Genomic DNA, 23,423 nt, shown 5'->3' with positions numbered 1-23,423 from the left:
GATATTGGCATGCAGCAACTGAATCCATCCGAGATCAGTGACATCATCAAGAAGAGAATCGAGAAACTCGACATCTCTTCCGAAGCAAAGAACGAAGGTACGATCCTGTCGGTATCCGACGGTATCGTGCTGATCCACGGTCTGGCCGACGTTATGTACGGCGAGATGATTGAATTTGCCAACGGCACGTTCGGCATGGCTCTGAACCTGGAGCGTGATTCCGTTGGTGCGGTTGTGCTGGGTGACTACGAAGATCTGGCCGAAGGCCAGAAAGTTCGTTGCACCGGCCGCATCCTGGAAGTACCGGTTGGTCCGGAACTGATGGGCCGTGTGGTCGACGCTCTGGGTAACCCCATCGACGGCAAGGGCGACCTCGGTACCGACCTGACCTCTCCGGTTGAAAAGGTTGCACCGGGTGTTATCGCTCGTCAGTCCGTTGATGAGCCGGTTCAGACTGGTCTGAAGGCAATCGACACCATGGTGCCGATCGGTCGCGGCCAGCGTGAGCTGATCATCGGTGACCGTCAGATCGGTAAGACCGCTGTCGCCATCGACGCGATCATTAACCAGAAAGACACCGGCATCAAGTGTATCTACGTTGCCGTCGGTCAGAAGCAGTCTTCCATTGCGGCCGTTGTGCGCAAGCTGGAAGAGCACGGTGCCATGGATCACACCATCGTGGTTGCCGCCGGTGCCGCCGATCCTGCAGCGATGCAGTTCCTGGCTCCGTACTCCGGTACCTCCATGGGTGAATACTTCCGTGACCGTGGTGAAGACGCCCTGATCATCTATGATGATCTGTCCAAGCAGGCTGTGGCTTACCGCCAGATCTCCCTGCTGCTGCGTCGTCCGCCGGGCCGTGAAGCATACCCGGGTGACGTATTCTACCTGCACTCCCGTCTGCTGGAGCGTGCGTCCCGTGTTAACGCTGACTACGTTGAGCAGCTGACCAACGGTGAAGTGAAAGGCCAGACCGGTTCCTTGACCGCTCTGCCGATCATTGAAACCCAGGCTGGTGACGTATCCGCGTTCGTACCGACCAACGTAATCTCCATTACCGACGGTCAGATCTTCCTGGAAACCAACCTGTTCAACTCCGGTATCCGTCCGGCGATGAACGCCGGTATCTCCGTATCCCGGGTAGGTGGTTCGGCCCAGACCAAGATCATGAAGAAGCTCGGCGGTAACATCCGTCTGGCTCTGGCCCAGTATCGTGAACTGGCCGCTTTCGCACAGTTTGCTTCCGACCTCGACGAAGCAACCCGTCAGCAGCTTGAGCACGGTCAGCGTGTAACGGAACTCATGAAGCAGAACCAGTACAGCCCGATGTCTGTGGCTGAAATGGGTACGGTTCTGTTCGCAGCCAACGAAGGCTTCCTGGACGACGTTGATGTCGACAAGGTAGTGAAGTTTGAAGCGCAGATGCTCGACTGGATGCGCTCCGAGCAGAAAGACCTCCTCGACAAGATCAACGAGAAAGGCGATTACAACGACGAAATCGCTGCCGGCCTCAAAGCTGCACTTGAGAAATTCAAGACCACTCAGAGCTGGTAAGAAAACGGGCCTGCGGCGATTGTCGCGGGCCGCTTTTCGTAGCAACGAGTGTCTAACTTGAGAAGGCAGTGAGTTATGGCCGTCGGCAAAGAAATACGTAACCAGATTTCAAGCATCAAGAGCACGCAGAAAATCACCAGCGCCATGGAAATGGTGGCTGCGAGTAAAATGCGTAAGGCTCAGGAACGCATGCAGGCAACTCGCCCGTATGCCGACAAGATGCGTCAGGTGATCGGGCACATTGCCAAGGCGAATGCTCAGTACAAGCACCCGTTCATGGTCGAGCGCGAGGTCAAGCGCGTGGGCTATATCGTGGTGTCAACTGATCGTGGCCTCTGTGGTGGTCTGAACATCAACCTGTTCAAAGCGCTTGTCCGTGAAATGAAAGCGTGGAAAGAAAAAGGAGTGGAAACCGATCTGTGCGCCATCGGGCAGAAAGGGGCTTCCTTTTTCCGGAGCTACGGCGGCAATGTCGTCGCGGCGCTGACCCATCTGGGGGACAGCCCGAGCTCTGAAAAACTCATCGGCAACGTCAAGGTTATGCTGGATGCGTTCTCGGAAGGCAAGATCGACCGTCTTTATGTGGTCAGCAACGAGTTCGTCAACACCATGACCCAAAGCCCGAAGGTGGAGCAGCTTCTGCCCCTGCCTGAGAGCGAAGACGAAGAAGAGATCAAGAACCAGTGGGATTATCTCTACGAGCCCGATGCCAGGCAGATCCTCGATGGCCTTCTGCCACGTTTTATTGAATCCCAGGTGTACCAGGGTGTGGTAGAAAATCTGGCATGTGAACAGGCAGCCCGGATGATCGCCATGAAGAGCGCAACTGATAACGCCGGTAGCATTATCGACGAGCTTCAGCTGGCTTATAACAAGGCGCGTCAGGCAGCCATTACCCAAGAGATATCGGAGATTGTGAGCGGCGCCGCTTCGGTCTGATCCGACCCACAATCCAACTGGTTTTATTGACTATCAAGATAACGAGGAACCGAGCATGAGTAGCGGACAAATCGTTCAGATCATTGGCGCGGTTATCGACGTGGAATTCCCACGTGACTCCGTACCCAAAGTATATGACGCACTGCTGCTTGAAGGTGGCGAAACAACTCTGGAAGTCCAGCAGCAGCTGGGTGACGGCATTGTTCGTACCATCGCCATGGGCAGCACCGAAGGCCTGAAGCGTGGCCTGAAAGCAGAAAACACCGGCAACCCGATTTCGGTACCGGTTGGTACCCAGACTCTGGGCCGTATCATGGACGTTCTGGGTCGTCCCATCGACGAAGCCGGCGAGATCGGCGAAGAAGAGCGTTGGGCGATTCACCGTAAGGCACCGGGCTATGCCGATCAGGCAGCGTCTGCGGACCTGCTGGAAACCGGCATCAAGGTTATCGACCTGATCTGCCCGTTCGCCAAGGGTGGTAAGGTTGGCCTGTTCGGTGGTGCCGGTGTTGGTAAAACCGTAAACATGATGGAGCTGATCAATAACATCGCGAAAGAGCACTCCGGTCTCTCCGTATTCGCAGGTGTTGGTGAGCGGACCCGGGAAGGTAACGACTTCTACTACGAAATGAAGGAGTCCAACGTTCTCGATAAGGTTGCCATGGTTTACGGCCAGATGAATGAGCCCCCCGGAAACCGTCTGCGTGTGGCCCTGACCGGTCTCACCATGGCCGAGAAGTTCCGGGACGAAGGTCGTGACGTACTGTTGTTCGTCGACAACATCTACCGTTACACCCTGGCAGGTACCGAAGTATCCGCACTGCTCGGCCGTATGCCGTCTGCGGTAGGTTACCAGCCGACTCTGGCTGAAGAGATGGGTCAGCTGCAGGAGCGTATTACCTCTACCAAGAACGGTTCCATCACGTCCATCCAGGCGGTATACGTACCGGCGGATGACTTGACTGACCCGTCGCCTGCAACCACCTTCTCGCACCTGGATGCTACCGTTGTACTGAGCCGTGACATCGCTTCCAAGGGTATCTACCCGGCGATCGATCCGCTGGATTCCACCTCTCGTCAACTGGATCCGCTGATCATCGGTCAGGAGCATTACGAAGTGGCCCGTGGCGTGCAGACCAACCTGCAGCGCTACAAGGAGCTGAAAGACATCATCGCCATCCTGGGTATGGATGAACTGTCAGAAGAAGACAAGCTGACTGTAGCCCGTGCCCGTAAGATCGAGCGTTTTCTGTCCCAGCCGTTCCACGTTGCTGAAGTATTCACCGGTTCCCCCGGTAAGTACGTTTCCCTCAAGGAAACCATCAGCAGCTTTAAGGGCATCTTGAATGGCGACTATGATGAACTGCCCGAGCAGGCGTTCTACATGGTTGGTACCATTGAGGAAGCGGTCGAGAAAGCGAAGGAAATGAAGAGCAAGGCAAAGAGCTAATCTGAGCCGACGCATTTGTTTCCGGATCGATCAAAGAGGCAACTGACATGGGTATGACCGTGCATTGTGATGTGGTAAGTGCCGAAACAAAGATCTATTCCGGATTGGTGGAAATGCTGATCGCAGCGGGCTCTGAAGGTGACCTGGGTATTGCCCCGGGTCACACCCCGCTGCTGACCCAGCTGAAGCCGGGCCCTATTCGGATTATCAAGCAGGGCGGTGAGGAAGAAATTCTTTACGTGTCCGGCGGGTATCTGGAAGTCCAGCCCAATCTGGTGACTTTGTTGGCGGATACCGCGGTTCGTGCAAAGGATGTGGACGAAGCAGCCGCGCTCGAAGCTCAGAAAGAAGCCGAGAAAGCACTTGCCAACAAGACTGGTGAATTCGAGTACTCCCGTGCCGCTGCAGAGCTGGCCGAGGCTGTTGCCCAGCTTCGTACCATCCAGCAGCTGCGTAACAAAATGCGCTAAGCATTTCCGTTTCGGGTTTGCCGAACACCGAAGCCGCATCCTGAGCGGCTGGAAGACCAACGCCAAGCGTTGTGCCTCCGGCCCAAGGGGTGCGGTTTTTTGTTTAATGAAGATACAGATCAAACCACAGGGAGCCTGACCCTTCATGAGTCCGCTACACGTTGTCATTCTGGCCGCTGGCCAGGGTTCTCGTATGAACTCGGCGATGCCGAAGGTATTGCATAGCCTTGCGGGAAGGCCGATGTTGCAGCACGTGATCAACACGGCACATCAGCTGAGAGCCGAAAAGATTCACACCGTGATTGGTCATGGTGCGTACCAGGTGCAAGAGCTCATTGAGGATGATGGCATCCATTGGGTTGAACAGACAGAGCGTCTTGGAACCGGGCATGCGGTTGCCCAGGTTTTGGATTACCTGCCGGACGATGCAAGGGTTCTTGTTCTCTACGGTGATGTTCCGCTGATTCAGGAGCCAACTCTGGCGACACTGGTGAGTCACGTCGATGCGGACAGTCTCGGCCTGTTAACAGTCACGATGGACGATCCCACAGGGTACGGACGAATCGTTCGCGATGATCGTGGCAGAGTCACATCAATTGTTGAGCAAAAGGACGCCAGTACCGAGCAGAAGGGTATTCGGGAGGTGAATACAGGCATTATGGGTGTCATGGCTTCCCACCTGAAAGCCTGGGTACCACAGCTATCAAACGACAATGCACAGGGCGAGTACTACCTGACGGATATCATCTCTTTGGCGGCAGGTGATGAGGTTGATGTTGTCGTGAACCAGCCCCAAGACTTGTTTGAAGTCCAGGGCGTCAATAACCGAGTCCAACTCGCGGAACTAGAACGCTGGTTTCAACGTCATCAGGCCGAACGTTTGATGCTGGCCGGCGCTACGCTCGCCGATCCGGAGCGAGTGGATGTGCGTGGTAGTTTGCAGGTTGGTACCGATGTTTTCATCGATATCAACGTGGTGTTCGAGGGCGAGGTGAAAATTGGTAACAATGTCCGAATAGGGCCGGGCTGTATTGTTAAGGATACAGAAGTGGGTGACGGAACTGAGATCAAGGCTTACAGTGTGATCGAGAGTTCGAAAATTGGAGAGAATGGGCAGATTGGTCCATACGCGCGTTTCCGGCCCGGCAATTACTTGGGTGCCAATACAAAAGTTGGCAACTTTGTTGAACTCAAAAAAGCCACCGTCGGCGAGGGAAGCAAGATCAACCACCTGAGTTACGTCGGTGATGCCACCCTGGGCGCGAGAGTCAACGTGGGGGCTGGAACCATAACCTGCAATTACGATGGCGCAAACAAGTATCAGACTGTTATTGGCGATGGTGTTTTCGTAGGTTCTAATTGTTCGCTGGTCGCCCCGGTTACCGTTGCGGCCGAGGCCACCATTGGCGCAGGATCGACCATAACTCGCGACGTTGCCGACCACGAACTGGCCGTCGCAAGGGGCAGGCAGCGCAATATCGCCGGTTGGGAAAAGCCGAAGAAACACTGATACAAACGATCAACAGACAGGTAGAACAGCATGTGTGGAATTGTAGGCGCGGTTTCGGAAAGGGACGTTCAGGGTATCCTTCTTGAGGGTCTGCGCCGTCTGGAATACCGGGGATATGATTCGGCCGGTATGGCCGTCATCGGTGGCGACCACAGTGTCCAGCGCGCCCGTGAAGTGGGCAAGGTAGCCGCCCTGGCGGAAGCTATGGAAGCTAATCCCCTGGCAGGCCACCTGGGCATTGCTCATACCCGCTGGGCAACCCACGGCGAGCCCTCTCAGATCAACGCCCATCCGCACATGTCCGGCGACCGGCTGGCTATTGTCCACAACGGGATCATCGAAAACTATCAGGAGCTGCGTGAGGAATTGCGTGCTGACGGTTTCGAGTTTACGTCCCAGACCGATACCGAAGTTGTCGCGCACCTGATCGAGAAACACTACCGCACCCTGGGTAATCTCCATGATTCCGTGCGTTCGGCGATCGCCCGTTTGCGCGGAGCCTATGCCCTGGCGGTGGTACACGCCGACGAACCGGAGCACCTCGTGGTATGCCGTGAGGGCAGCCCCCTGGTCATTGGTGTGGGTATTGGCGAAAACTTCATCGCGTCTGACCAGCTGGCGCTGCTGCCAGTGACCGACCGGTTCATGTTCCTGGAAGAAGGCGATATCGCCGATATCCGAAAGGACGGCATTGCCATTCTCGACCGCGATGGCAAGGCCGTCGAGCGGGAAGTAACACGCTTCGAGCACGGCGCTGATTCGGCCGACAAGGGCGAGTATCGCCACTTCATGCTCAAGGAAATCTACGAGCAGCCGAAGGTGATCAAGGCAACCATGGAAGGCCGGGTCACCAGGACCCGGGTACTGGAACAGGCCCTCGGGACCGAGGCCGCCAACCTTCTGGAGAACGTTCGTCATGTCCAGATCATTGCCTGTGGCACCAGTTACCATGCCGGTATGGTGGCCCGTTACTGGATTGAGGAGCTGGCGGGCGTTGCCTGTTCCGTCGAGGTGGCTTCCGAATTCCGCTATCGCAAACACGTGATCCAGCAGGACACCCTGTTCCTCTGTATTTCCCAGTCCGGCGAAACCGCCGATACCCTGGCGGCCCTGCGTCAGGCGAAAAAAGCAGGTTTCCGGGCAGCATTGGCCATCTGTAACGTGCCGGGTAGTTCCCTCGTGCGGGAATCCGATCTGGTGATCATGACCCAGGCCGGACCGGAAATCGGCGTGGCCTCCACCAAGGCGTTCACCACCCAGCTCACGGCATTGCTGATCTTTACCCTGGCCCTGGCCCGTCATAATGGGCTGCCCGAGGAGCAGGAAGCTGAAATCGTCGAGGCTCTCCACCTCGTGCCTGGCCAGGTCAGCGATGTGCTGGCCCTCGATGGCGAGATCGCCGAAATGTCCAAGGCATTCATGGATAAGAACCACAGCCTGTTCCTGGGCCGCGGTTCCCAGTTCCCGGTGGCTCTTGAAGGTGCCCTCAAGCTCAAGGAAATCTCCTACATCCACGCCGAGGCCTATCCTGCCGGCGAGCTCAAGCACGGCCCCCTGGCCCTGGTCGACAGCGAAATGCCAGTGGTCACTGTCGCTCCCAACAACGACCTGGTTGAGAAGCTGAAATCCAACCTGGAAGAGGTCCGGGCCCGCGGCGGTGAACTGTTTGTATTTGCTGATAAAAAGGCCGACGTCAAAGCGGAAGAGGGCCTGCACGTGATGCAGATTCCGTCCGTGCATCCGATTACCGCGCCGATCGTGTACACGGTGCCACTGCAGTTGCTGTCCTACCATGTGGCCGTGTTGAAGGGTACCGATGTGGACCAGCCGCGGAACCTTGCCAAGAGCGTCACTGTAGAGTAGCCCCGCAGGCCAGCAAGGCCTTGATCACAGAATAAACGTTTTCTTGTATTTCACGATAATGATAACTATTATCATTATCGTGAATAAACAAGGAGAACGTGATGGAATTTCTGTGTCCCAATCACCGCCAACAGTTCGCGGACCTGCCGCTGGAAGAACGCAAAGACCTGTGGCTGTTCTGGATGGAGAATGCCCACGACTGCAGTGAGCAGGGGCAGTGGCGGGATGTTATCTCGCTGGCTGGCAGCGCCTTCGATCTTGCTTGCCTGCACGGGCCGCGGGATGAATCCTGCATGCACATCGAACTGACTCTCTCAGCCATACTGGTCTCCCGGGCCCTTTCCGATCGCGGTGAGCGGGCCGGTATGGACGCGGTGATTCTCCGGGCACTGGAGAGCCTTCAGCACCCGGACCATGCCGCCCCCATCGACGGTTGCTGTGATATCCACGACTGCGTTTCTGTGCTTATAGATCCTTCACGGCACGCAGACTTTTTTGCTGACTACCTGAACTGGCCCTCCTTACCTTTCGTTCCACCAAAACGGGCAACTATGGTACGGACGCTCCATTGACCTCGTAACCGGACAACAGAGGCACAGTTAGCAGACCAGGTTGGATAGGCGTGGAGTGGGCAGGTTGCACACATTCAGTCAGGCAGATTTCGAACGTTTCGGGCAGCTTTACGACATAGAATTTCGGTTTCCGGCCATCCAGGGCGACACCGGAAGTGATGACCGTATCGTTGCCCGGGGTGAGATTGCCGAGTACAGCCTGGCTTCGGGTTTTCGGTTTACGTTTTCTTCGCTTCAGGTGCTCCAGGCGTATGAATCAGTCTCTTCTGGTCATGCGCCGTTGCTTGTGCTGGTCGTTCTGGATGGCACCGTTGAGCTTACCCTCGGGTCGGTCGAACACGTTCTGTCACCGGGTAATGCTGTCAGCATGCAGCTGCACCCGGACTATCCGTTACGGGCGCACCAGCCTGAGCAAGAGCATCTGCAAATTGTGGCACTCGCTTTCGACCCACGCGGCGCAACATTGGGCCACGTCTCCTCCAGCTTACAAGACCTGACCATTCTTCCCAGGGTTCCCCTGCGTCAATGGAGTGTGCCCCACCCGTTCGAGGAGTTGCTGCGGACCCATGCACGCCTCACGATGACCGTCGCCCAGAAAAGCCTGGTTTTGGAGGGCCTCGCGCTGCAGCTTGCCGGATTGGGTCTGGCAGGCGACGAGCATGAATCCCCGGATGCTCCGGTGGTTCCGGTCCAGCAACGTCAGCGACTTGAGCTCGTAAGGCAGCATCTGGAGTTCACCCCGGACCATGACCACACCCTAAAGGACCTCGCACAGATGGCTGCCATGAGCCCAAGCGGCTTGCGAGCGAAATTCCGGGCGATGTACGGCGTGCCGGTGTTCGACTATCTCAGAAAATGCCGACTTCGGTTGGCAAAACATTATCTGGAGCAAGGCTTCAGTGTTGAACAGAGCGCGAACAGGGTGGGTTACACCCACGCGACCAATTTTTCGACGGCGTTTCGCCGAGAGTTCGGCTTTTCTCCCCGACAACGGGCGGCCAATCACAAGAAATAGCATTGCGCACAGGTTTTTTGGCTTCTGGAATACCAAAGCTCGGGTCTAAACGACAATAATTCGCATTACACTTAAACTTGTAAAGCGCGTTGTTTGGAGCTGATCAATGAATTCGTTACGTGATAATCGCCAGTACTTACTCCCGTCCGGCGTGGCCGTGGCCATAGCCGGGGTTCTGGCAAGCCCGATAGTGTACGCGCAGGAAGCGAATATTACCGAGCTGGATGCCATTGAAGTATCGGCAGATGCCGCCGAACCGAGCGGCACCGCACCGAGTGATGGCTACACCGCAGAGGCGACCGTTACCGGCACGAAAACAACCACCAACGTGGTTGAAACGCCCCAGTCCATTTCCACAGTCACAGCGGATCAGATCGAGGACCAGAACGCGGCCAACCTGGGCGAAGTTCTGCGTTATACAGCCGGCGCCCGAGGCGAGACCTTTGGTTTCGAGCCGCGCACCACGTTTCTGAGAATACGCGGCTTCGATGTGGCCACCAGTGGCTTGTTTCGTGACAACCTGAAACTGGCGAACCCCGGCTTTGCCGCCGGTTACAGCCTGGAGCCCTATGGCGCCGAGCGCATTGATGTGCTCAAGGGGCCTTCTTCCGTTCTGTACGGACAAGCGGGCCCGGGTGGGTTGGTGAACTATGTGTCCAAACGTCCTACTTTCGACACCCGTCGAGAAGTGCGCGTTGAGGCTGGTACCAACGATCTGGTCCAGGGTCAGTTTGATATCAGTGGGGCGGTGAATGACAGTGATACCCTCGCGGTTCGCCTGGTAGGCCTGGTTCGCGACAGCGAAACCCAGGTGGATTTCGTCAACGACGACCGAAAGTACCTGGCCCCCAGCCTGACCTGGCAGCCCACGGACGCCACCCGACTGACGGTATTGGCGCACTGGCAGTACGACGATACCCAGCCATCTCAACGTTACCCGTTGCAGGGCACGTTGGAGCCAAATCCGAATGGCCCGATTCCTGACAACCGGTTTACCGGCGAGCCAGGGTACGATGCCTATGAGCGTCGCGAGAGTGCCATTGGTTACGAGTTTGAGCACCGCATCAATGACCAGATAGTTCTGCGTCAGAATGTCCGGGACTACCGTAACGATGTTGACGACCAGACCATCTACACCACCGGCTTGCTGGCGGATCAGAGAACCATTACCCGGTCACGCTTCGACAGTTTCGGTCGCATTGACGGACTGGCCATGGATAACCAGCTGCAGTTGACTGCCCAGACGGGCTCGGCAGAACATACCGTTTTGGTCGGCCTCGACCATCAGGATATCGATGTGTCATCCCGGCAGTTCTTTGGGGCCGCCAGTAACCTGGACATCTATGATCCTGTCTATGGGGCGCCTGTCCCTGATGCCCCATTGTTTAAAGACGAGGACGGACAACTCAAACAGACCGGCATTTACCTCCAGGATCAGATCCGGGTAGACCGTTGGACGGTTTCCCTTGGCGGCCGGTATGACGTGGCCCGTTCCGAGACAATCAATAATCTCACCGGCGCCACAGCTAGCCGGGAAGACGAGGCCTTCACTGGTCGTGCCGGTGCCGGTTACCAGTTTGCGAATGGCTTTGCCCCTTATGTGAGCTACATGGAGTCGTTTCTCCCCACCACAAGTATCGATGCGGCCGGCAACCCGTTCGAGCCCGAAACCGCACACCAATATGAGGTGGGCGTAAAATACCAGCCCAATACGGACACGCTGGTGACACTGGCCTGGTTCGACCTGACCCGGGAAGACTACCTGACCACCAACCCATCGACCTTCGCCAATGAGCAGAAGGGCGAGGCCAACTCACAGGGCCTTGAGATGGAAGCGCGCACCCGTCTGTTCCATGCTCTGGATGTGATCGCCAGCTATAGCTATACCGATGCCGAGATCACCAAAGCCAGCAACCCGGTGGAAGAGGGCGAGCCGCTGGAATACACCCCGGAGCATGAAGCGGCGCTGTGGGGTAAATACAATTTCCGGGGTGGCGTGCTGCATGGCCTGGGTCTGGGCGCCGGTGTGCGTTACATCGGCGAGAGTTTTGGCGCGGCGTTCAATGCGGATAATTCTGCCCTGGAAGTACCGGATGTCACCCTGGTGGATGCTGCGATTACCTACGACATTGGCCAGGTGTCGCTGGGGCTGCATGCTCAGAACCTGCTGGACGAACAGTATGTAGCAACGGCTTTCGACAGCTCCGGTACGTATGGCACCCGTCGTGAAGTGACCGGTTCAGTGGCATACCGCTTCTGATGTTGGCCTGCCGGCACAGGGAGTGTGCCCGGCAGTCTTGATATCGGCAATTACTTACCGACGCTGACGCCCACTCTATAGCCTTTAAGAGACTGTTTAATAAATAAAATTTCCTGACGTCCTGTCAGTTTTTCAAGGTTTCAAAATTCAGTTTCACAAGGTAACAAATGCCCCTTCACGTGGTTTGTTCGTTCTGATCTATCATTATGCGCTTTTCACTTAAACGCATTAATGAGAACGATTCCATGGTGAAATTCATCACTTCTCTGTTGGCCCTGTTCGCTACCTTGCTTGTTGCCACGTCGCTTCAGGCTGCGCCCACGTTAACGATAACCAGTGGCGATGAGAAGCTGGTTCTGGATCGCAGCGAGCTGGAAACCTTTCCTCAGACCCGGATCGTGACGACCAGTCCCTACTTCGAGGGTAGTGCTGAATTTACCGGGCCCTCGTTGAGCCGCGTTCTGGAGACTTTTGATCTTTCGGGAGATATCCGCATTGTTCTGCGTGCGCTCAACGACTATCGGGTAGACGGCAATTTGAGGGAGTTGCTCGCTATGGATCCAATTGTTGCAACGCGCATGGATTCTCAGCCCATGTCTGTGCGAGATCGCGGTCCGTTCTGGCTTATGTTGCCATTGTCCGATCGTCCTGAGCTGGATGAACAGGAATTCCATCGTTTCATGATCTGGCAGCTTGAAGCCATCGTTCTCGACTGATTATGAAGCCTGGTTCCATTCAACAGCGCCTTTTTTCCCGCGCGACGGTGATCTTCCTGTTCATCGTCATCGGCGTTCTGTTGTCTGCAAGTTTCTATACCTATGTCCAGGACAGAAAATTGCAGTCGGTCTCTTTGAGTGCCCTGAAAATGGCTTCCTGGAACCTGGCGAGAATGAGTAATGAAGCCGGCGCTTTTGATCGTGAAGTAGCTTTGATGGCAAAAGGTGTAGGCGATCCGGAAGAGTTCATGCTTCGTTTCGATGTGCTCTGGAGTCGCTACGACTATCTGCTGAACAGCGCGGAGTCTATGCCAACGCGACAGCATCAGGACAACCTCAGAAGAATTAAAAATCTGTTTTCCGATCTCAAGGGCTTGGAGCCGCAGATAAAGGGGCTTCTGAAATCAGCAAAGCCCGATTGGTCTGAGTTGGCTACCACCTGGGAGCAGCAGCGAAAAGACATCCAGCTTCTGCTCGCTGACAATTTTGTTGGCGAAGAAGCGAGTCAGCTGATGACTGGCATGGAAGCATCCAGAGACCGGCTGGCTAACCTTCGCGTGCTTACGCTCGGCGCTTTGGTCGTGGTTTTCATGTATCTGGCCTTTGCGCTAACCCATATCCGTCGCCAGTCCCGGACAGATCCGCTGACCGGGCTTCCGAATAGCAACTATCTCCAGACCATTAACTCTGTCGATCCTAGAAAAAACGTCATTGTCTGCCAGATCCGCGATCTGGGCCTGGTTATCGCTGAGTATGGCAACGAGACCGCAAACGAGGTGGTGCAGGCTTTCGCGAGAAAGCTGGCAAAGGGTTTGGGCGGCGGTGATGAATTGATCCAGATCTCACAAGGTGAATTCCTGCTCCTTGTGAAAAACCACAAAAATGAGAGCTCCGAGAGCCTGGCTGCCCGTTTTATTGAAGCAACAACATTCGAGTGGCGAATCTTTGAAACCGTTATTCCGATCCAGGGCGTCTTTGGCGTGACCGTGGCCGGCAAGGATCAGTCGCCAGCGTGGGGTGTCCGTTATCAAGAGGCCTATCGCGCACTTGCGATGGCTCAGATGGAACGCGAGCAGCTTTACATAAGCAATGAAAATCTTGAGAAGCGTTTGCGGGATGAGCGGATTATCCTGAATGGACTGGTTCGTTTCTTGAGCGGTGAGCCCAGCTCGCTCTCCCTGAGTGTTGTCTATCAGCCCATCGTAAATGCCGGGAACAAAAATTTTATTATCGGGGCCGAGGTACTGTTGCGCTGCCGGGACCGAGTACTGGGCTTCGTTCCCCCGAATGTTGTGGTGGATCTATCCGAAAGGCATGGACTCGGAGCGGATCTTGGCAAATGGCTGTTTCGACAGGTTGCCAAAGAAACGAGCCAGCTTTACCGGGATCTTGGATTCCGGGGCAGTCTTTCAATCAACCTCAATCCGGCGATGCTCAGTGATAGCCTGGTTTCCGATGTGCAGGGACTATTAGTCAACGAAGGAATTCCTGCCAGCGCACTCTGCATGGAAATTACCGAGGACAACGCGGCACTGGATTTTGAGCGAATCAATGAACTGATCAACGAATTACATACTCTCGGCGTGACGTTCGCTCTGGACGATTTTGGCACTGGCCATTCCTCACTGGAATACGTGCGGGAGCTCAAGGTCGATCGACTCAAAGTTGATCGCTGTTTTGTGAATGGTGTTGAGCACAGTGAAGACAAACTGCGGTTTCTGGGCTCCATCGTTGCGATGGCAGAGCAGGTCTATATGAAAACCGTGATTGAGGGTGTTGAAAATCAGGCTCAGTGGGATCTTATCGAGAAGCTGGGCGATGTATTGATCCAGGGCTACTTTGCTCACAAACCTATGCCGTTCAATGAGTTTATGGCGGTTTTGATGGATTCTGCCTCCCGTTACCCCACAACCCGGCAGCTTTCGGTCAGCGCTGTATGAATTGGCGGAGCCCCAACGTAATGAACGTATTCAAAGGTCATCTACTGGTCGCGCTTCTGATCTGGCCGTTGTTAGTCTACCCACAGCCTGAACCGCTGACGTTCGGCATTGTCCCACAACAGTCTTCAAGTCGCCTCGCTGAGAAGTGGACACCGCTGATGAGCTATCTCTCCGAGCAGTTGGGACGCCCCGTCCGCTTTATGACGGCACCGGATATTCCCACGTTCGAGCAGCGGGTTCTTGCAGGCCAATATGACATTGCCTACATGAACCCCTACCACTATGTGGAATTCAGCAAGGTGCCAGGGTATCGGGCCATTGCGCGGGAGCAGGGAAAACAGATACGCGGAATCGTGGTTGTGAGAGAAAACGATACTGCGACCCAACTCTCTGATCTGGAGGGTGAGACCCTGGCGTTTCCTGCCCCGACCGCTTTTGCCGCTACCATTCTGGTTCGGGCCGAGCTGGAGAGACTGGGGGTTTCCTACACGCCGAAATACGTGTCCTCTCACGATTCGGTATATCTCAGTGTAGCAAGAGGCTTCGTAAAGGCGGGTGGCGGCATTGAGCGCACGTTTTCCTCAGCCTTGGAGTCGGGGCTTGAGGGCGCACGGGTCCTGTGGCGGTCGCCCGGCTATACGCCCCACGCATTTGCCGTTCACCCAGACCTTTCTGAAGGCGACAAGGAAAAGATCGCTGACATACTCGTAAGTCTGTCCGAGACAGAAGAGGGCCAGGGCCTGTTGGGTGGCGTCACTTTAAAGGCGCTTGTGAGCGCTAGCGACAGTGACTGGGATGACGTGCGCCGACTGGGGCTCGATTTCATAGAGGCCGAAGCAACCCCGTGAAGATTTCGCTCCGAACACAGGCCGTTCTCGGCATCGGCCTTATTGAGGTGGGGATGCTGATGTTGCTGCTGTATTCAGTATTTCACTTTATTGATCAATCCACCCGGGACGAAGTGGAACGTCGGGCCCAGTCCATCGCACGGGTTTTCGCGGCCACGGCTGCCGATGATGTTCTCTCTCTGGACCTGGCATCACTGCAGTCCTTTGTGGATGAAGTCGCAAAGACCCCTGGAACCTCATTCGCGAGAGTGGTGGATTATGAAGGCCACTTGTTGGCCGAGGCAGGCAATCCCCAGCACCTGACACGGGACTTCAAGGGATCATTTGACGCGGGAGACTTGCCTAACCTTTTTATGGCTCAGGCTTATATAGTGAAAGCCGGTATACACTACGGCAAGATAGAAATTGGCCTTGACCTTCGGAGCCAAAAAGAAAACATTCTGAACCTCAGACACAGGAGTCTGGTGATCGCCGCTTTGGAGGTACTCATGGCTGCGTTGTTCTCGATCGCTGCTGGCTACTACCTTGTGAGACGGTTGAAGAAGATGACAGAAGTCGTGGAGCGAGCCAGTTCCGGCGGCAGGGCTCAGAAAATCAATGATGCGGGTCACGATGAGGTGGGCGAACTGGCTCGGCAGATTGATCTCTTAAATGAGCGCAACCAGTGGGAACATTCACGTTCTGATCTGAGAATCAGGAACCTGGAAGAGCTCAATCGATTGTTGCAGAAAAAGTTAGCGGAAAAGCGCGACTTTTGATCATTTTTTCCTGACATCCACCGCACTGTGGTCAGTAATCGGTTAAGATAACGGCGCTGATATCACGCATTGTCTGTAATTCTACAAATAATGCCGTTGCGGTTGGGCCTTTCAGATCCCCCTTTTTTGCAATCGAGACTAAGTTGGGTCGGAACACGTACCTTTGGAGCATAGCCTGGTACGTAAATATCAAGGAAGATCTGGCTCTTTCTGCCACACAATACCCATAATCCGTTTTTTTCAGAAGACACCTGCAATGCCCACTACTGTTATCTCCGGCTTTACTCACAATTTCCTTGGCAAGGCGCCCGTCTGGTACAAGCAGGTGATCCTGCTGTTTCTTGTCGCCAACCCGATTGTCATGTGGACGTTGGGGCCCGGAACAGCCGGCTGGCTTCTGATCGCAGAGTTTATTTTTACTCTTGCCATGGCCCTGAAATGTTACCCGCTTCTGCCGGGTGGCCTGCTGGCGGTAGAGGCATTGCTGATTGGCCTGACCACGCCGGATGCAGTGTATCTGGAAGTGCTCACCAACTTCCCGGTGATATTGCTACTGATGTTCATGGTGGCGGGCATCTACTTCATGAAGGAACTGCTACTGGTGACATTCACCCAGATTCTGGTGGGTGTGCGTTCCAAGTCGGCGTTATCGTTGCTGTTCTGTAGCGCAGCAGCACTGCTTTCGGCCTTCCTCGATGCCCTGACGGTTACCGCGGTTATTATCAGCGTGGCGGTCGGGTTTTACGCGGTTTACCACAAGGTGGCCTCCGGCAAGGGCTACCAGCACAAGGACCACAACGCGGGCAGCGATGACGAAGTAATCGAGCTGCACCGTGAAGATCTGGAAAATTTCCGGGCGTTCTTGCGCAGCCTTTTGATGCATGGTGCTATCGGTACCGCATTGGGCGGCGTTGCCACCATGGTCGGTGAGCCTCAGAATCTGTTGATTGCCAAAGTCGTGGGTTGGGACTTTGCCGGTTTCTTCCTGCATATGGCGCCAGTGAGTTTGCCGGTATTGGCGGCTGGATTATTTACCTGCTGGGCCCTGGAGAAGCTGCGTTGGTTCGGCTACGGCGGGCGCTTGCCCAAACCTGTGCGTCAGGTGCTGGAAGAGTTTGCGGAGAACGAGCGGACCAAACGTACCAAGGCTGATCAGGCCGCGCTCTGGGTACAGGCCGTTGCCGCCGCGATCCTGGTGGTGGGTCTGGCTTTCCATCTCGCCGAGGTCGGCCTGATTGGCCTGCTTGTCATCATCCTGATTACCTCCTTTACCGGCGTTACCGATGAGCACCAGATTGGCAAGGCCTTCCAGGAATCTCTGCCGTTTACCTCGCTGCTGGTGGTGTTTTTCGCGGTGGTTGCGGTGATCCACGAACAGCACCTGTTCAAGCCGATTATTGATTACGTGCTGTCGCTTCCGGAAGCCCGTCAGCCTGGCATGTTCTTCATTGCCAACGGCGTGCTCTCAATGATCAGCGATAACGTCTTCGTAGCGACTGTGTATATCAGCGAAGTCAAACAGGCTCTGGATGCAGGGGCCATCAGCTACGAGCATTTCCAGAAGTTGGCAGTTGCCATCAACACCGGTACCAACCTTCCCAGTGTGGCGACCCCGAATGGCCAAGCGGCTTTCCTTTTCTTGCTTACCTCTGCCATCGCGCCTTTGGTACGACTGTCTTACGGAAAGATGGTGGTGATGGCTTTCCCATATATGCTCGTCATGGGGGGAGTGGGGCTGTATATGGTTATGAATTACATCTGAGACGATTCCGTTAGCCTGAGCAAATCCACTGTCCATAAGCGACGCACCCCTTTCGGGTGCGTTTTTCTTTATTTCACATTGCAGAATGAAAAGGAAACGTGTCGTTAATTAATACATACAAAAAGCTACGCTAGCTGGCTGTTAATGGTTATGTACGCTGCGCTAATTTAGCCAAATACTGTGATCTGCGTCACAAAATGGCGAAAATATGGCTCTGCGGAGTGGCGGCACGTGGCATACCTTCCTCGAGTAAAAAATTACTCCTCGAATTCTCCCTTCTTCTGTCTTTTTCGATCAGTCACGTTTGCGCGGCTGTTATGTTCGGCACGAATGGCAGCCTGTTGTTGTTGCTCCTGTCTCTCAGTTCCGCGGGCGTCGGTTTCTGGTTTTGTTGCCAACGATTCTGCCAGGTAAACGCAGCGTTGGCTGCGCTGAGAAGTTACGCGCTCTACCAGTCACGCATGCTTGAACAACTGGCTACGACTGCTAAAGGGGCAGAGGGTTCTCTGGTTTTCAACGCCCGAACCGAGCCGAAAAGCAGGTTGGAGCCATGACTCCCTTGGCTAGAGAGGATGATGTCTGGCGGCTACCTTCCCGGCTGAATGCGCTTTCAACCGGCAAACTCCTTCAGACCTTTCTCTACGAAACGCCCGTATCGTGTGACTGGTTTTTCGATCTTCGGGAGGTTACAGAGATCGATCAGGCGGGGCTGGATTGCTTACTGGCTGTTCGTAACCGGGTTGTAGGTTCGGGTTTTGCGCTCTTTTTTCTGAACACGCCGTGCCAGTTCAGTCGAATCATCCGGGTTTTGGAACGAGATCAGGTCTATTCGGGTCTAAGTCCCTCCAATGCCTAGAGCCAATCCAGGAAAGTACACCAGACGCATCGTCATAAGTCTTGGTCTTATCTCTGCAACGATCCTGGTGCTGTTTTTTGCTGCGATGTACCTGATTGGAGTGGTGGAAGAGGATAGCCGAGTGATTCATCGGGAGGTTGTTCCGGACCTGGTTTCTCTCCAGTCAGCCAAGCTGGATCTGATGCTTGCAAAACAGTCGCTCAGCATTCTGGAGGTCCGTGCCTTTTCAGAGGGAACCAGAGAACCACGGGATGATCCCGTTTCCCTGGCCCGGAAGGCAGGAGAACTGATCGAACGCAACCGGGACGTAGTGTTCGACGAGCGTCTTGGGAGCCGGGCGGCACAGGTCTTCAGATCGACCGTAACAGCTTTGCAGAAACTTGAAGAGGTGAGAGAGCGCGTTCGATCAAAGCAGGATGACGTGACCCTAGCACTGGATCGCTTCGGTCAGAGCTTGATCGATTTAATAAACGCCATGCCGACGGAAGCATCCCGGGATGCGGCTGGCCTTATCTCCGGCGCAGCCAATCAGGCAGACGCGGTGCTGCAGCTGGGTTACCAGAGCCTCGGCAGTCTTGACGGAGCCGAAAATACCGATGAAATAAAGGCCGCCCTGGCTAGCCTTAACAAGTCGGTAAACGACTCCTTTTTATGGATACAACGTAACCGGGTTTCGGTGGACCAGGTTTTTCCGGGGGTTCTTGATAACGTTATTGCGCCTCTTTTCGAGGACCTCAGAAGCCTGATCACCTCGAGCGGCAAGCTTTATCAGCTGCATCAACAACGGGTGCAGGCTGAAGGCCAGACTCGGGAGTTGATTCTGCTGAGTCTGGACTATGTCGCCTCTATTGAAACTCAACTGAGCGATAGAACTGCAGAGCTGCAGTTGCTCAGAAACCGCCTGATGTCAGAACTGGAGAGCAGTTTCACCTTCTCGAAATGGGGCATCGTGGTGCTCTCGTTCGTTCTGATGATTATCGTGTTGCTGATCGCAAGGTATATGACCGAATCGGTCAGCTCGAGTCGGCGTCTGCTCGAGAGAAAAATCACCGAGCGGACCCTGGATCTGGAGAATTCCAAAGAATCACTGATGCGGGCGCTGAGCAAGGAACGGCTGGCACAGGCAGAACTTATTGAAAAGCAGAATGAGCTCTACCAGGCGAACCAGGCACTCTCGCAGTCCCTGGACCAGCTTAAACGGACCCAGGTCATGATGACGCAACAGGAAAAGCTGGCCTCTATCGGTCACCTTGCAGCCGGCGTTGCCCATGAGATCAACAACCCACTCGGGTTCATTCTCAGCAATATCAACCGCCTGAACGAGTACATCAATGATCTCATCGCGATCATTGAGCAGTCCCGCGGATGGCTGAGTTCCGGGGAGATCGAAACGGTTTCGCTATATGCAGGCAGGCTTAGTGAGGCTCTGGAGCAGTACGATTATGAGTTTATAAGGGACGATCTGCCCTCACTGATCGAGGACTGCGTGGAAGGCGGTGCGCGGGTGAAGGAAATCATCCAGAACCTCAAGGATTTTTCCCGGGCAGATAACTCGGGAGATACGTTCGAGCACCAAAATCTTCGCAAACTTATCGAGAAAACGCTCAACCTGCTCAAGAACGAGACCAAATACACAAGTCAGGTTGAGTTGGTGTGTCCAAAAGGGCTCGAGATAGACCTGTTGCCCGGGCCTTTCTCGCAGGTCATTTCCAATCTTGTGATCAACGCCGTCCACGCTATCAAGAAAGCCGAACGGAAGGGCCTGATAACAATCATCGTTACTGATACTCCCGAGAGTGTCTGCGTCAAGGTTTCGGACAACGGCTGTGGTATTGCCAAACAGCACATCGGCCGAATCTTCGATCCGTTCTTTACCACCAAAAAAGTGGGTGAGGGCACCGGTCTTGGTATGAACATCGCCTACGACATCATCGCGAATCGACACGGTGGGAAAATCGAGGTGGTCAGTGAAGAAGGAACAGGCACCGAGTTTTGCATTGAGCTGCCGAGGCAGCAGGAGCTGGTTGTTCAAACGGCGATGAGTGCATAGAGCCTAGTTGTCATTGCAGCCGGAGAGCGCCGCTTTCAACATTAATCAGTGGGAGAATCAAGATGGATCTGACTTCTAATCAAGAGCCCTGGGACGCTGGCAGAGTTTTGTTTGTTGACGATGAACAGCCAATACTCAACTCATTGAAGCGGTTGACCCGCAAACAGAGCTTCCAGTGTCTGTTTGCCAGTAGTGGCGCCGAAGCTCTGGAAATCATGAAGCGTGAAACCGTAGACCTGGTGGTATCGGACATGCGCATGCCCGAGATGTCCGGCCATGAGTTCCTTGCCCAGGTAAAACAACAGTATCCCGACACCGTCCGTTATCTCCTGACCGGCCAGTCTGATCTTGAATCGACAGTCAGTGCGCTAAACGATGGTGGAATCAGTCGGTTTATCCACAAGCCATGGGACGATGAAAAATTTATTGATGCCCTGAAAGATGGTCTCAGGGTAGTGAGGCTCGAGAGGGACAATCAGCGTCTGATGATAACCACGAGGGAGCAGGCTGAGTCTTTGAAACGCCTGAATGCGGAATTGGAGGACCGGGTACTGGCACGAACGAAAATGCTTCGTCGGGCCATGCGCCAGCTGGAGACCAGCTACGACGCGTTTGTGAAAACCTTCTCGTACTTCATCAGCCAACGTGAGCACCTGATTAAAGGACAGTCCCAGCTGGTTGCTGATCTGTGTGCCCGAGTATGTGAGCAACTGCAGTTGGACAACTCCGAGAGAAAGCATGTTTTCTATGCGGCGCTTTTGCATGAGCTAGGAAAACTGACCCTGCCGGATGATGTGCTGGGCCGTTCGGAGATCAGGCTGACCGGACGTGACCTTGAGGAGTACCGCCAGTACCCGGTGATCGGGGAGTTGTCACTGACAAGTATTAAAGCGCTGGAGAAGGCTGCGCAGTTGATTCGCCACCAGAATGAGCATTTCGATGGCTCCGGCTATCCAGACCGGCTGATGGCGCAAAAAATTCCGCTCGGATCCCGAATTCTGTTTGCCTGCAAGGAGTTTATCGGGATTCAGACGGAGTATATGCGAGCCACTCCATTGAGCTCGGAAGACGCATTGAATCATCTGCGAAAGAATGCGGGCAGCAGATACGACCCTGTCGTTGTTGAGGCGATCGCCCAAACGCAGTACACCCTCGACGTGTCATCTCTTGCGCCGATGGAGCGCATTGTAAGCTATCGGGATCTGGCGCCGGGAATGGTCTTGAACCGGGATCTGGTCACAGACAGGGGGATCCTGTTGATCAGCCGGGGTGGCGTGCTTACCCGAACGATGGTCGAACGACTGAGGCGTCTCGGGGCTGAAGACAACCTGAGAACGCCTATCCATATTATCGAACCGGCTGTGGAGGAAAACGCATGACCACGAATCAGGGGCATCGCATCGTCTGCGTGGATGATGAGCCTGCCATATGCCGGGCACTGAGACGTTGTCTGCAGCGTCTCGGGGTAGAGGTATTGACCTATACAGATCCGCAACGCTGTTTGGAGGACTTACGAACGCTTAATCCGGACATCATCATTTCCGACCTTCGCATGCCCCAGCTTTCAGGGATTGAGTTTCTTGCCAGGAGTCGGCCCTTGGCTCCAGGCGCAGCGAGAATCTTATTATCAGCTCACGCGGAACGAGGAGGCTTGATTCAGGCAATTAATGATGCGGGTATTCACAGGTTTATAGAAAAGCCCTGGAGCGACGATGAGCTGATGTTCACCGTCTTCCATGCCCTTCAAGCAGAGCACGATGGGTCTGACATTGCCCGCAACCCCCGCATGCCTGCCGCGCCCGGAAAACGTGTTGATCCCAGAGTGCAGGAACTCATTCGTTTGGAACAGGAGACCCCAGGTATCTCCAGGGTTGAGTTGGATGAAGACGGTTATATTGACCTGTCTCACTGAGTGGCCAACTCTCTTCTTACATATTCCTGGAATTGCGGAGGCTGTCAGTGCAACTCTCCGCAATTCTGATAACCTCTAGAAAAACGCTGATAAGAACTGGTGGTTATGGCGAGTTGGTTTTGGGGTACGACTGGGAGATGGCCGAAGTGCTGCCGTCTTTTCTTCGGAGCCTCTTTGATAGTTGCTCTCGTTGTTCTCAAACCGGTTTCTGTGCTGGCAGAGACCTCGGATAACAGATCGCTTCGCATTGCCTATGTGGAGTTTCCCCCCATTACCTATCAGGCCAGCGATGGCCGCCCTGCTGGCAGCTTTATAGAGCTTACCCGGAAGATCGCTGTGGAAGCGGGTTACGAGCCGGAATTTCTCTTCTTGCCCATCAGCCGGGTATACCTGTATCTGCGCAACGGTAGAATTGACGTTTGGCCAGGTTCGGCCAACGTTCCCGCCCTTAACGGTGAAGTTCTGGAGACCTGGGTCACTCCCCTCGCGACCCAGCTCAGTGCCTGGTATCTGGAGGGAACCGAACCACTTACACATTTTGATCAACTGCAGGGCAAGACCGTCATCACGATAGGCGGGTACACCTATGGAGGGCTCTTGTACTGGCTGGAGGCGGAAGGTTCGATTGACGTCACCCAGGCTCCAAACTATCGGGCTGCTCTGGAAATGCTCAAGCTTGGCCGAGGCCATTACCTGTTTGGCCATCGGGATCCGGTTGTGGAAACCCTGACCATGCCCAAAGACGAGAAAATCCGTGAATCGGCGATCCGTTTGAGGAATCTGACCTGGCTGTTCTCGCTGGCCAATCCCCGGGCAGCGATCCTGCGGGAAGAGTTCGATGATGCCTACATCCGTCTGGCTGAAAAGGGTGAAGTGCCGCCGATACGAAACCTTGGAGAAAGCTTTGTGATCCCCGGATTTCCCGAGCAATACCGTTAGTAGTGTTCA

The 23,423-nt window shown here is 54.8% G+C and carries 19 protein-coding genes; all 19 read left to right on the top strand.

Going from position 1 to position 23,423, the window contains the following annotated elements; genetic code table 11:
* Positions 1-9: 9 nt before the first annotated feature.
* Positions 10-1,554 carry a F0F1 ATP synthase subunit alpha gene (gene atpA, locus HP15_RS18205; protein WP_008172590.1) on the top strand — a complete coding sequence of 515 codons (1,545 nt, stop codon included), beginning with the start codon at positions 10-12 and terminating at the stop codon, positions 1,552-1,554.
* A 75-nt stretch (positions 1,555-1,629) separates the two neighbouring features.
* Entirely contained in the window at positions 1,630-2,493 is an 864-nt protein-coding gene (gene atpG, locus HP15_RS18200) for a F0F1 ATP synthase subunit gamma (RefSeq protein WP_008172593.1), read from the top strand.
* Positions 2,494-2,548: 55 nt separating this feature from the next.
* Positions 2,549-3,943, top strand: a complete 1,395-nt coding sequence (gene atpD / locus HP15_RS18195) for a F0F1 ATP synthase subunit beta (RefSeq protein WP_008172594.1) — start codon at positions 2,549-2,551, stop codon at positions 3,941-3,943.
* A 47-nt stretch (positions 3,944-3,990) separates the two neighbouring features.
* On the top strand, positions 3,991-4,413 hold the full coding sequence (locus HP15_RS18190; RefSeq protein WP_008172596.1) for a F0F1 ATP synthase subunit epsilon: 423 nt from the start codon (positions 3,991-3,993) through the stop codon (positions 4,411-4,413).
* Between the two features lie 145 nt (positions 4,414-4,558).
* Positions 4,559-5,923 (top strand): bifunctional UDP-N-acetylglucosamine diphosphorylase/glucosamine-1-phosphate N-acetyltransferase GlmU, encoded by a 1,365-nt coding sequence (gene glmU / locus HP15_RS18185; protein ID WP_041645846.1) that lies wholly within the window; start codon positions 4,559-4,561, stop codon positions 5,921-5,923.
* Between the two features lie 30 nt (positions 5,924-5,953).
* Positions 5,954-7,786, top strand: coding sequence for a glutamine--fructose-6-phosphate transaminase (isomerizing) (glmS, locus tag HP15_RS18180; protein WP_014578824.1), 1,833 nt, complete (start codon positions 5,954-5,956; stop codon positions 7,784-7,786).
* Between the two features lie 101 nt (positions 7,787-7,887).
* On the top strand, positions 7,888-8,358 hold the full coding sequence (locus tag HP15_RS18175; protein ID WP_008172602.1) for a hypothetical protein: 471 nt from the start codon (positions 7,888-7,890) through the stop codon (positions 8,356-8,358).
* A gap of 55 nt (positions 8,359-8,413) precedes the next feature.
* The gene (locus HP15_RS18170) at positions 8,414-9,373 is read left to right on the top strand and encodes a helix-turn-helix transcriptional regulator (protein WP_014578823.1); all 960 of its coding nucleotides are present in this window, start codon (positions 8,414-8,416) and stop codon (positions 9,371-9,373) included.
* A 106-nt stretch (positions 9,374-9,479) separates the two neighbouring features.
* Positions 9,480-11,633 carry a TonB-dependent siderophore receptor gene (locus HP15_RS18165; RefSeq protein WP_041645841.1) on the top strand — a complete coding sequence of 718 codons (2,154 nt, stop codon included), beginning with the start codon at positions 9,480-9,482 and terminating at the stop codon, positions 11,631-11,633.
* A gap of 245 nt (positions 11,634-11,878) precedes the next feature.
* Positions 11,879-12,349 carry a hypothetical protein gene (locus HP15_RS18160; RefSeq protein WP_227499665.1) on the top strand — a complete coding sequence of 157 codons (471 nt, stop codon included), beginning with the start codon at positions 11,879-11,881 and terminating at the stop codon, positions 12,347-12,349.
* Between the two features lie 2 nt (positions 12,350-12,351).
* Entirely contained in the window at positions 12,352-14,289 is a 1,938-nt protein-coding gene (locus HP15_RS18155) for a bifunctional diguanylate cyclase/phosphodiesterase (RefSeq protein ID WP_014578820.1), read from the top strand.
* A 20-nt stretch (positions 14,290-14,309) separates the two neighbouring features.
* Entirely contained in the window at positions 14,310-15,137 is an 828-nt protein-coding gene (locus HP15_RS18150) for a phosphate/phosphite/phosphonate ABC transporter substrate-binding protein (protein ID WP_014578819.1), read from the top strand.
* Positions 15,134-15,895: a HAMP domain-containing protein gene (locus tag HP15_RS18145; protein WP_014578818.1), complete on the top strand. Its 762-nt coding sequence runs from the start codon at positions 15,134-15,136 to the stop codon at positions 15,893-15,895. Before HP15_RS18150 ends, HP15_RS18145 begins: the two co-directional genes overlap by 4 nt.
* A gap of 256 nt (positions 15,896-16,151) precedes the next feature.
* Entirely contained in the window at positions 16,152-17,657 is a 1,506-nt protein-coding gene (nhaB, locus tag HP15_RS18140) for a sodium/proton antiporter NhaB (protein WP_014578817.1), read from the top strand.
* A 550-nt stretch (positions 17,658-18,207) separates the two neighbouring features.
* Positions 18,208-18,513 (top strand): STAS domain-containing protein, encoded by a 306-nt coding sequence (locus HP15_RS18135; protein WP_041645838.1) that lies wholly within the window; start codon positions 18,208-18,210, stop codon positions 18,511-18,513.
* A complete protein-coding gene (locus HP15_RS21745; protein WP_081449854.1) occupies positions 18,506-20,563 on the top strand; it encodes a sensor histidine kinase in 2,058 nt (685 codons plus the stop codon). Before HP15_RS18135 ends, HP15_RS21745 begins: the two co-directional genes overlap by 8 nt.
* Before the next feature lie 62 nt (positions 20,564-20,625).
* On the top strand, positions 20,626-21,942 hold the full coding sequence (locus HP15_RS18125; RefSeq protein ID WP_156484258.1) for an HD domain-containing phosphohydrolase: 1,317 nt from the start codon (positions 20,626-20,628) through the stop codon (positions 21,940-21,942).
* Positions 21,939-22,475 (top strand): response regulator, encoded by a 537-nt coding sequence (locus tag HP15_RS18120; RefSeq protein ID WP_041645835.1) that lies wholly within the window; start codon positions 21,939-21,941, stop codon positions 22,473-22,475. The genes HP15_RS18125 and HP15_RS18120 overlap by 4 nt, the downstream gene beginning before the upstream one ends.
* A 174-nt stretch (positions 22,476-22,649) precedes the next feature.
* Positions 22,650-23,414: a substrate-binding periplasmic protein gene (locus HP15_RS18115; RefSeq protein WP_014578811.1), complete on the top strand. Its 765-nt coding sequence runs from the start codon at positions 22,650-22,652 to the stop codon at positions 23,412-23,414.
* The last annotated feature ends 9 nt before the right edge of the window (positions 23,415-23,423 follow it).

The organism is Marinobacter adhaerens HP15, assembly GCF_000166295.1.
Taxonomy (GTDB): domain Bacteria; phylum Pseudomonadota; class Gammaproteobacteria; order Pseudomonadales; family Oleiphilaceae; genus Marinobacter; species Marinobacter adhaerens.
Note: the sequence above shows the minus strand (reverse complement) of the source record. Positions and strands in the feature narration are given on the sequence as shown.

Bases quoted from the DNA above. Each gene is read 5' to 3' on its own strand.
- HP15_RS18125 (WP_156484258.1), top strand. From the start codon at position 20,626: ATGGATCTGACTTCTAATCAAGAGCCCTGGGACGCTGGCAGAGTTTTG.
- atpG (WP_008172593.1), top strand. From the start codon at position 1,630: ATGGCCGTCGGCAAAGAAATACGTAACCAGATTTCAAGCATCAAGAGC.
- HP15_RS18150 (WP_014578819.1), top strand. From the start codon at position 14,310: ATGAACGTATTCAAAGGTCATCTACTGGTCGCGCTTCTGATCTGGCCG.
- atpA (WP_008172590.1), top strand. From the start codon at position 10: ATGCAGCAACTGAATCCATCCGAGATCAGTGACATCATCAAGAAGAGA.
- HP15_RS18155 (WP_014578820.1), top strand. From the start codon at position 12,352: ATGAAGCCTGGTTCCATTCAACAGCGCCTTTTTTCCCGCGCGACGGTG.
- HP15_RS18175 (WP_008172602.1), top strand. From the start codon at position 7,888: ATGGAATTTCTGTGTCCCAATCACCGCCAACAGTTCGCGGACCTGCCG.
- atpD (WP_008172594.1), top strand. From the start codon at position 2,549: ATGAGTAGCGGACAAATCGTTCAGATCATTGGCGCGGTTATCGACGTG.
- HP15_RS18190 (WP_008172596.1), top strand. From the start codon at position 3,991: ATGGGTATGACCGTGCATTGTGATGTGGTAAGTGCCGAAACAAAGATC.
- glmU (WP_041645846.1), top strand. From the start codon at position 4,559: ATGAGTCCGCTACACGTTGTCATTCTGGCCGCTGGCCAGGGTTCTCGT.
- HP15_RS18135 (WP_041645838.1), top strand. From the start codon at position 18,208: ATGACTCCCTTGGCTAGAGAGGATGATGTCTGGCGGCTACCTTCCCGG.
- HP15_RS18160 (WP_227499665.1), top strand. From the start codon at position 11,879: ATGGTGAAATTCATCACTTCTCTGTTGGCCCTGTTCGCTACCTTGCTT.
- HP15_RS18165 (WP_041645841.1), top strand. From the start codon at position 9,480: ATGAATTCGTTACGTGATAATCGCCAGTACTTACTCCCGTCCGGCGTG.
- glmS (WP_014578824.1), top strand. From the start codon at position 5,954: ATGTGTGGAATTGTAGGCGCGGTTTCGGAAAGGGACGTTCAGGGTATC.
- HP15_RS21745 (WP_081449854.1), top strand. From the start codon at position 18,506: ATGCCTAGAGCCAATCCAGGAAAGTACACCAGACGCATCGTCATAAGT.
- nhaB (WP_014578817.1), top strand. From the start codon at position 16,152: ATGCCCACTACTGTTATCTCCGGCTTTACTCACAATTTCCTTGGCAAG.
- HP15_RS18120 (WP_041645835.1), top strand. From the start codon at position 21,939: ATGACCACGAATCAGGGGCATCGCATCGTCTGCGTGGATGATGAGCCT.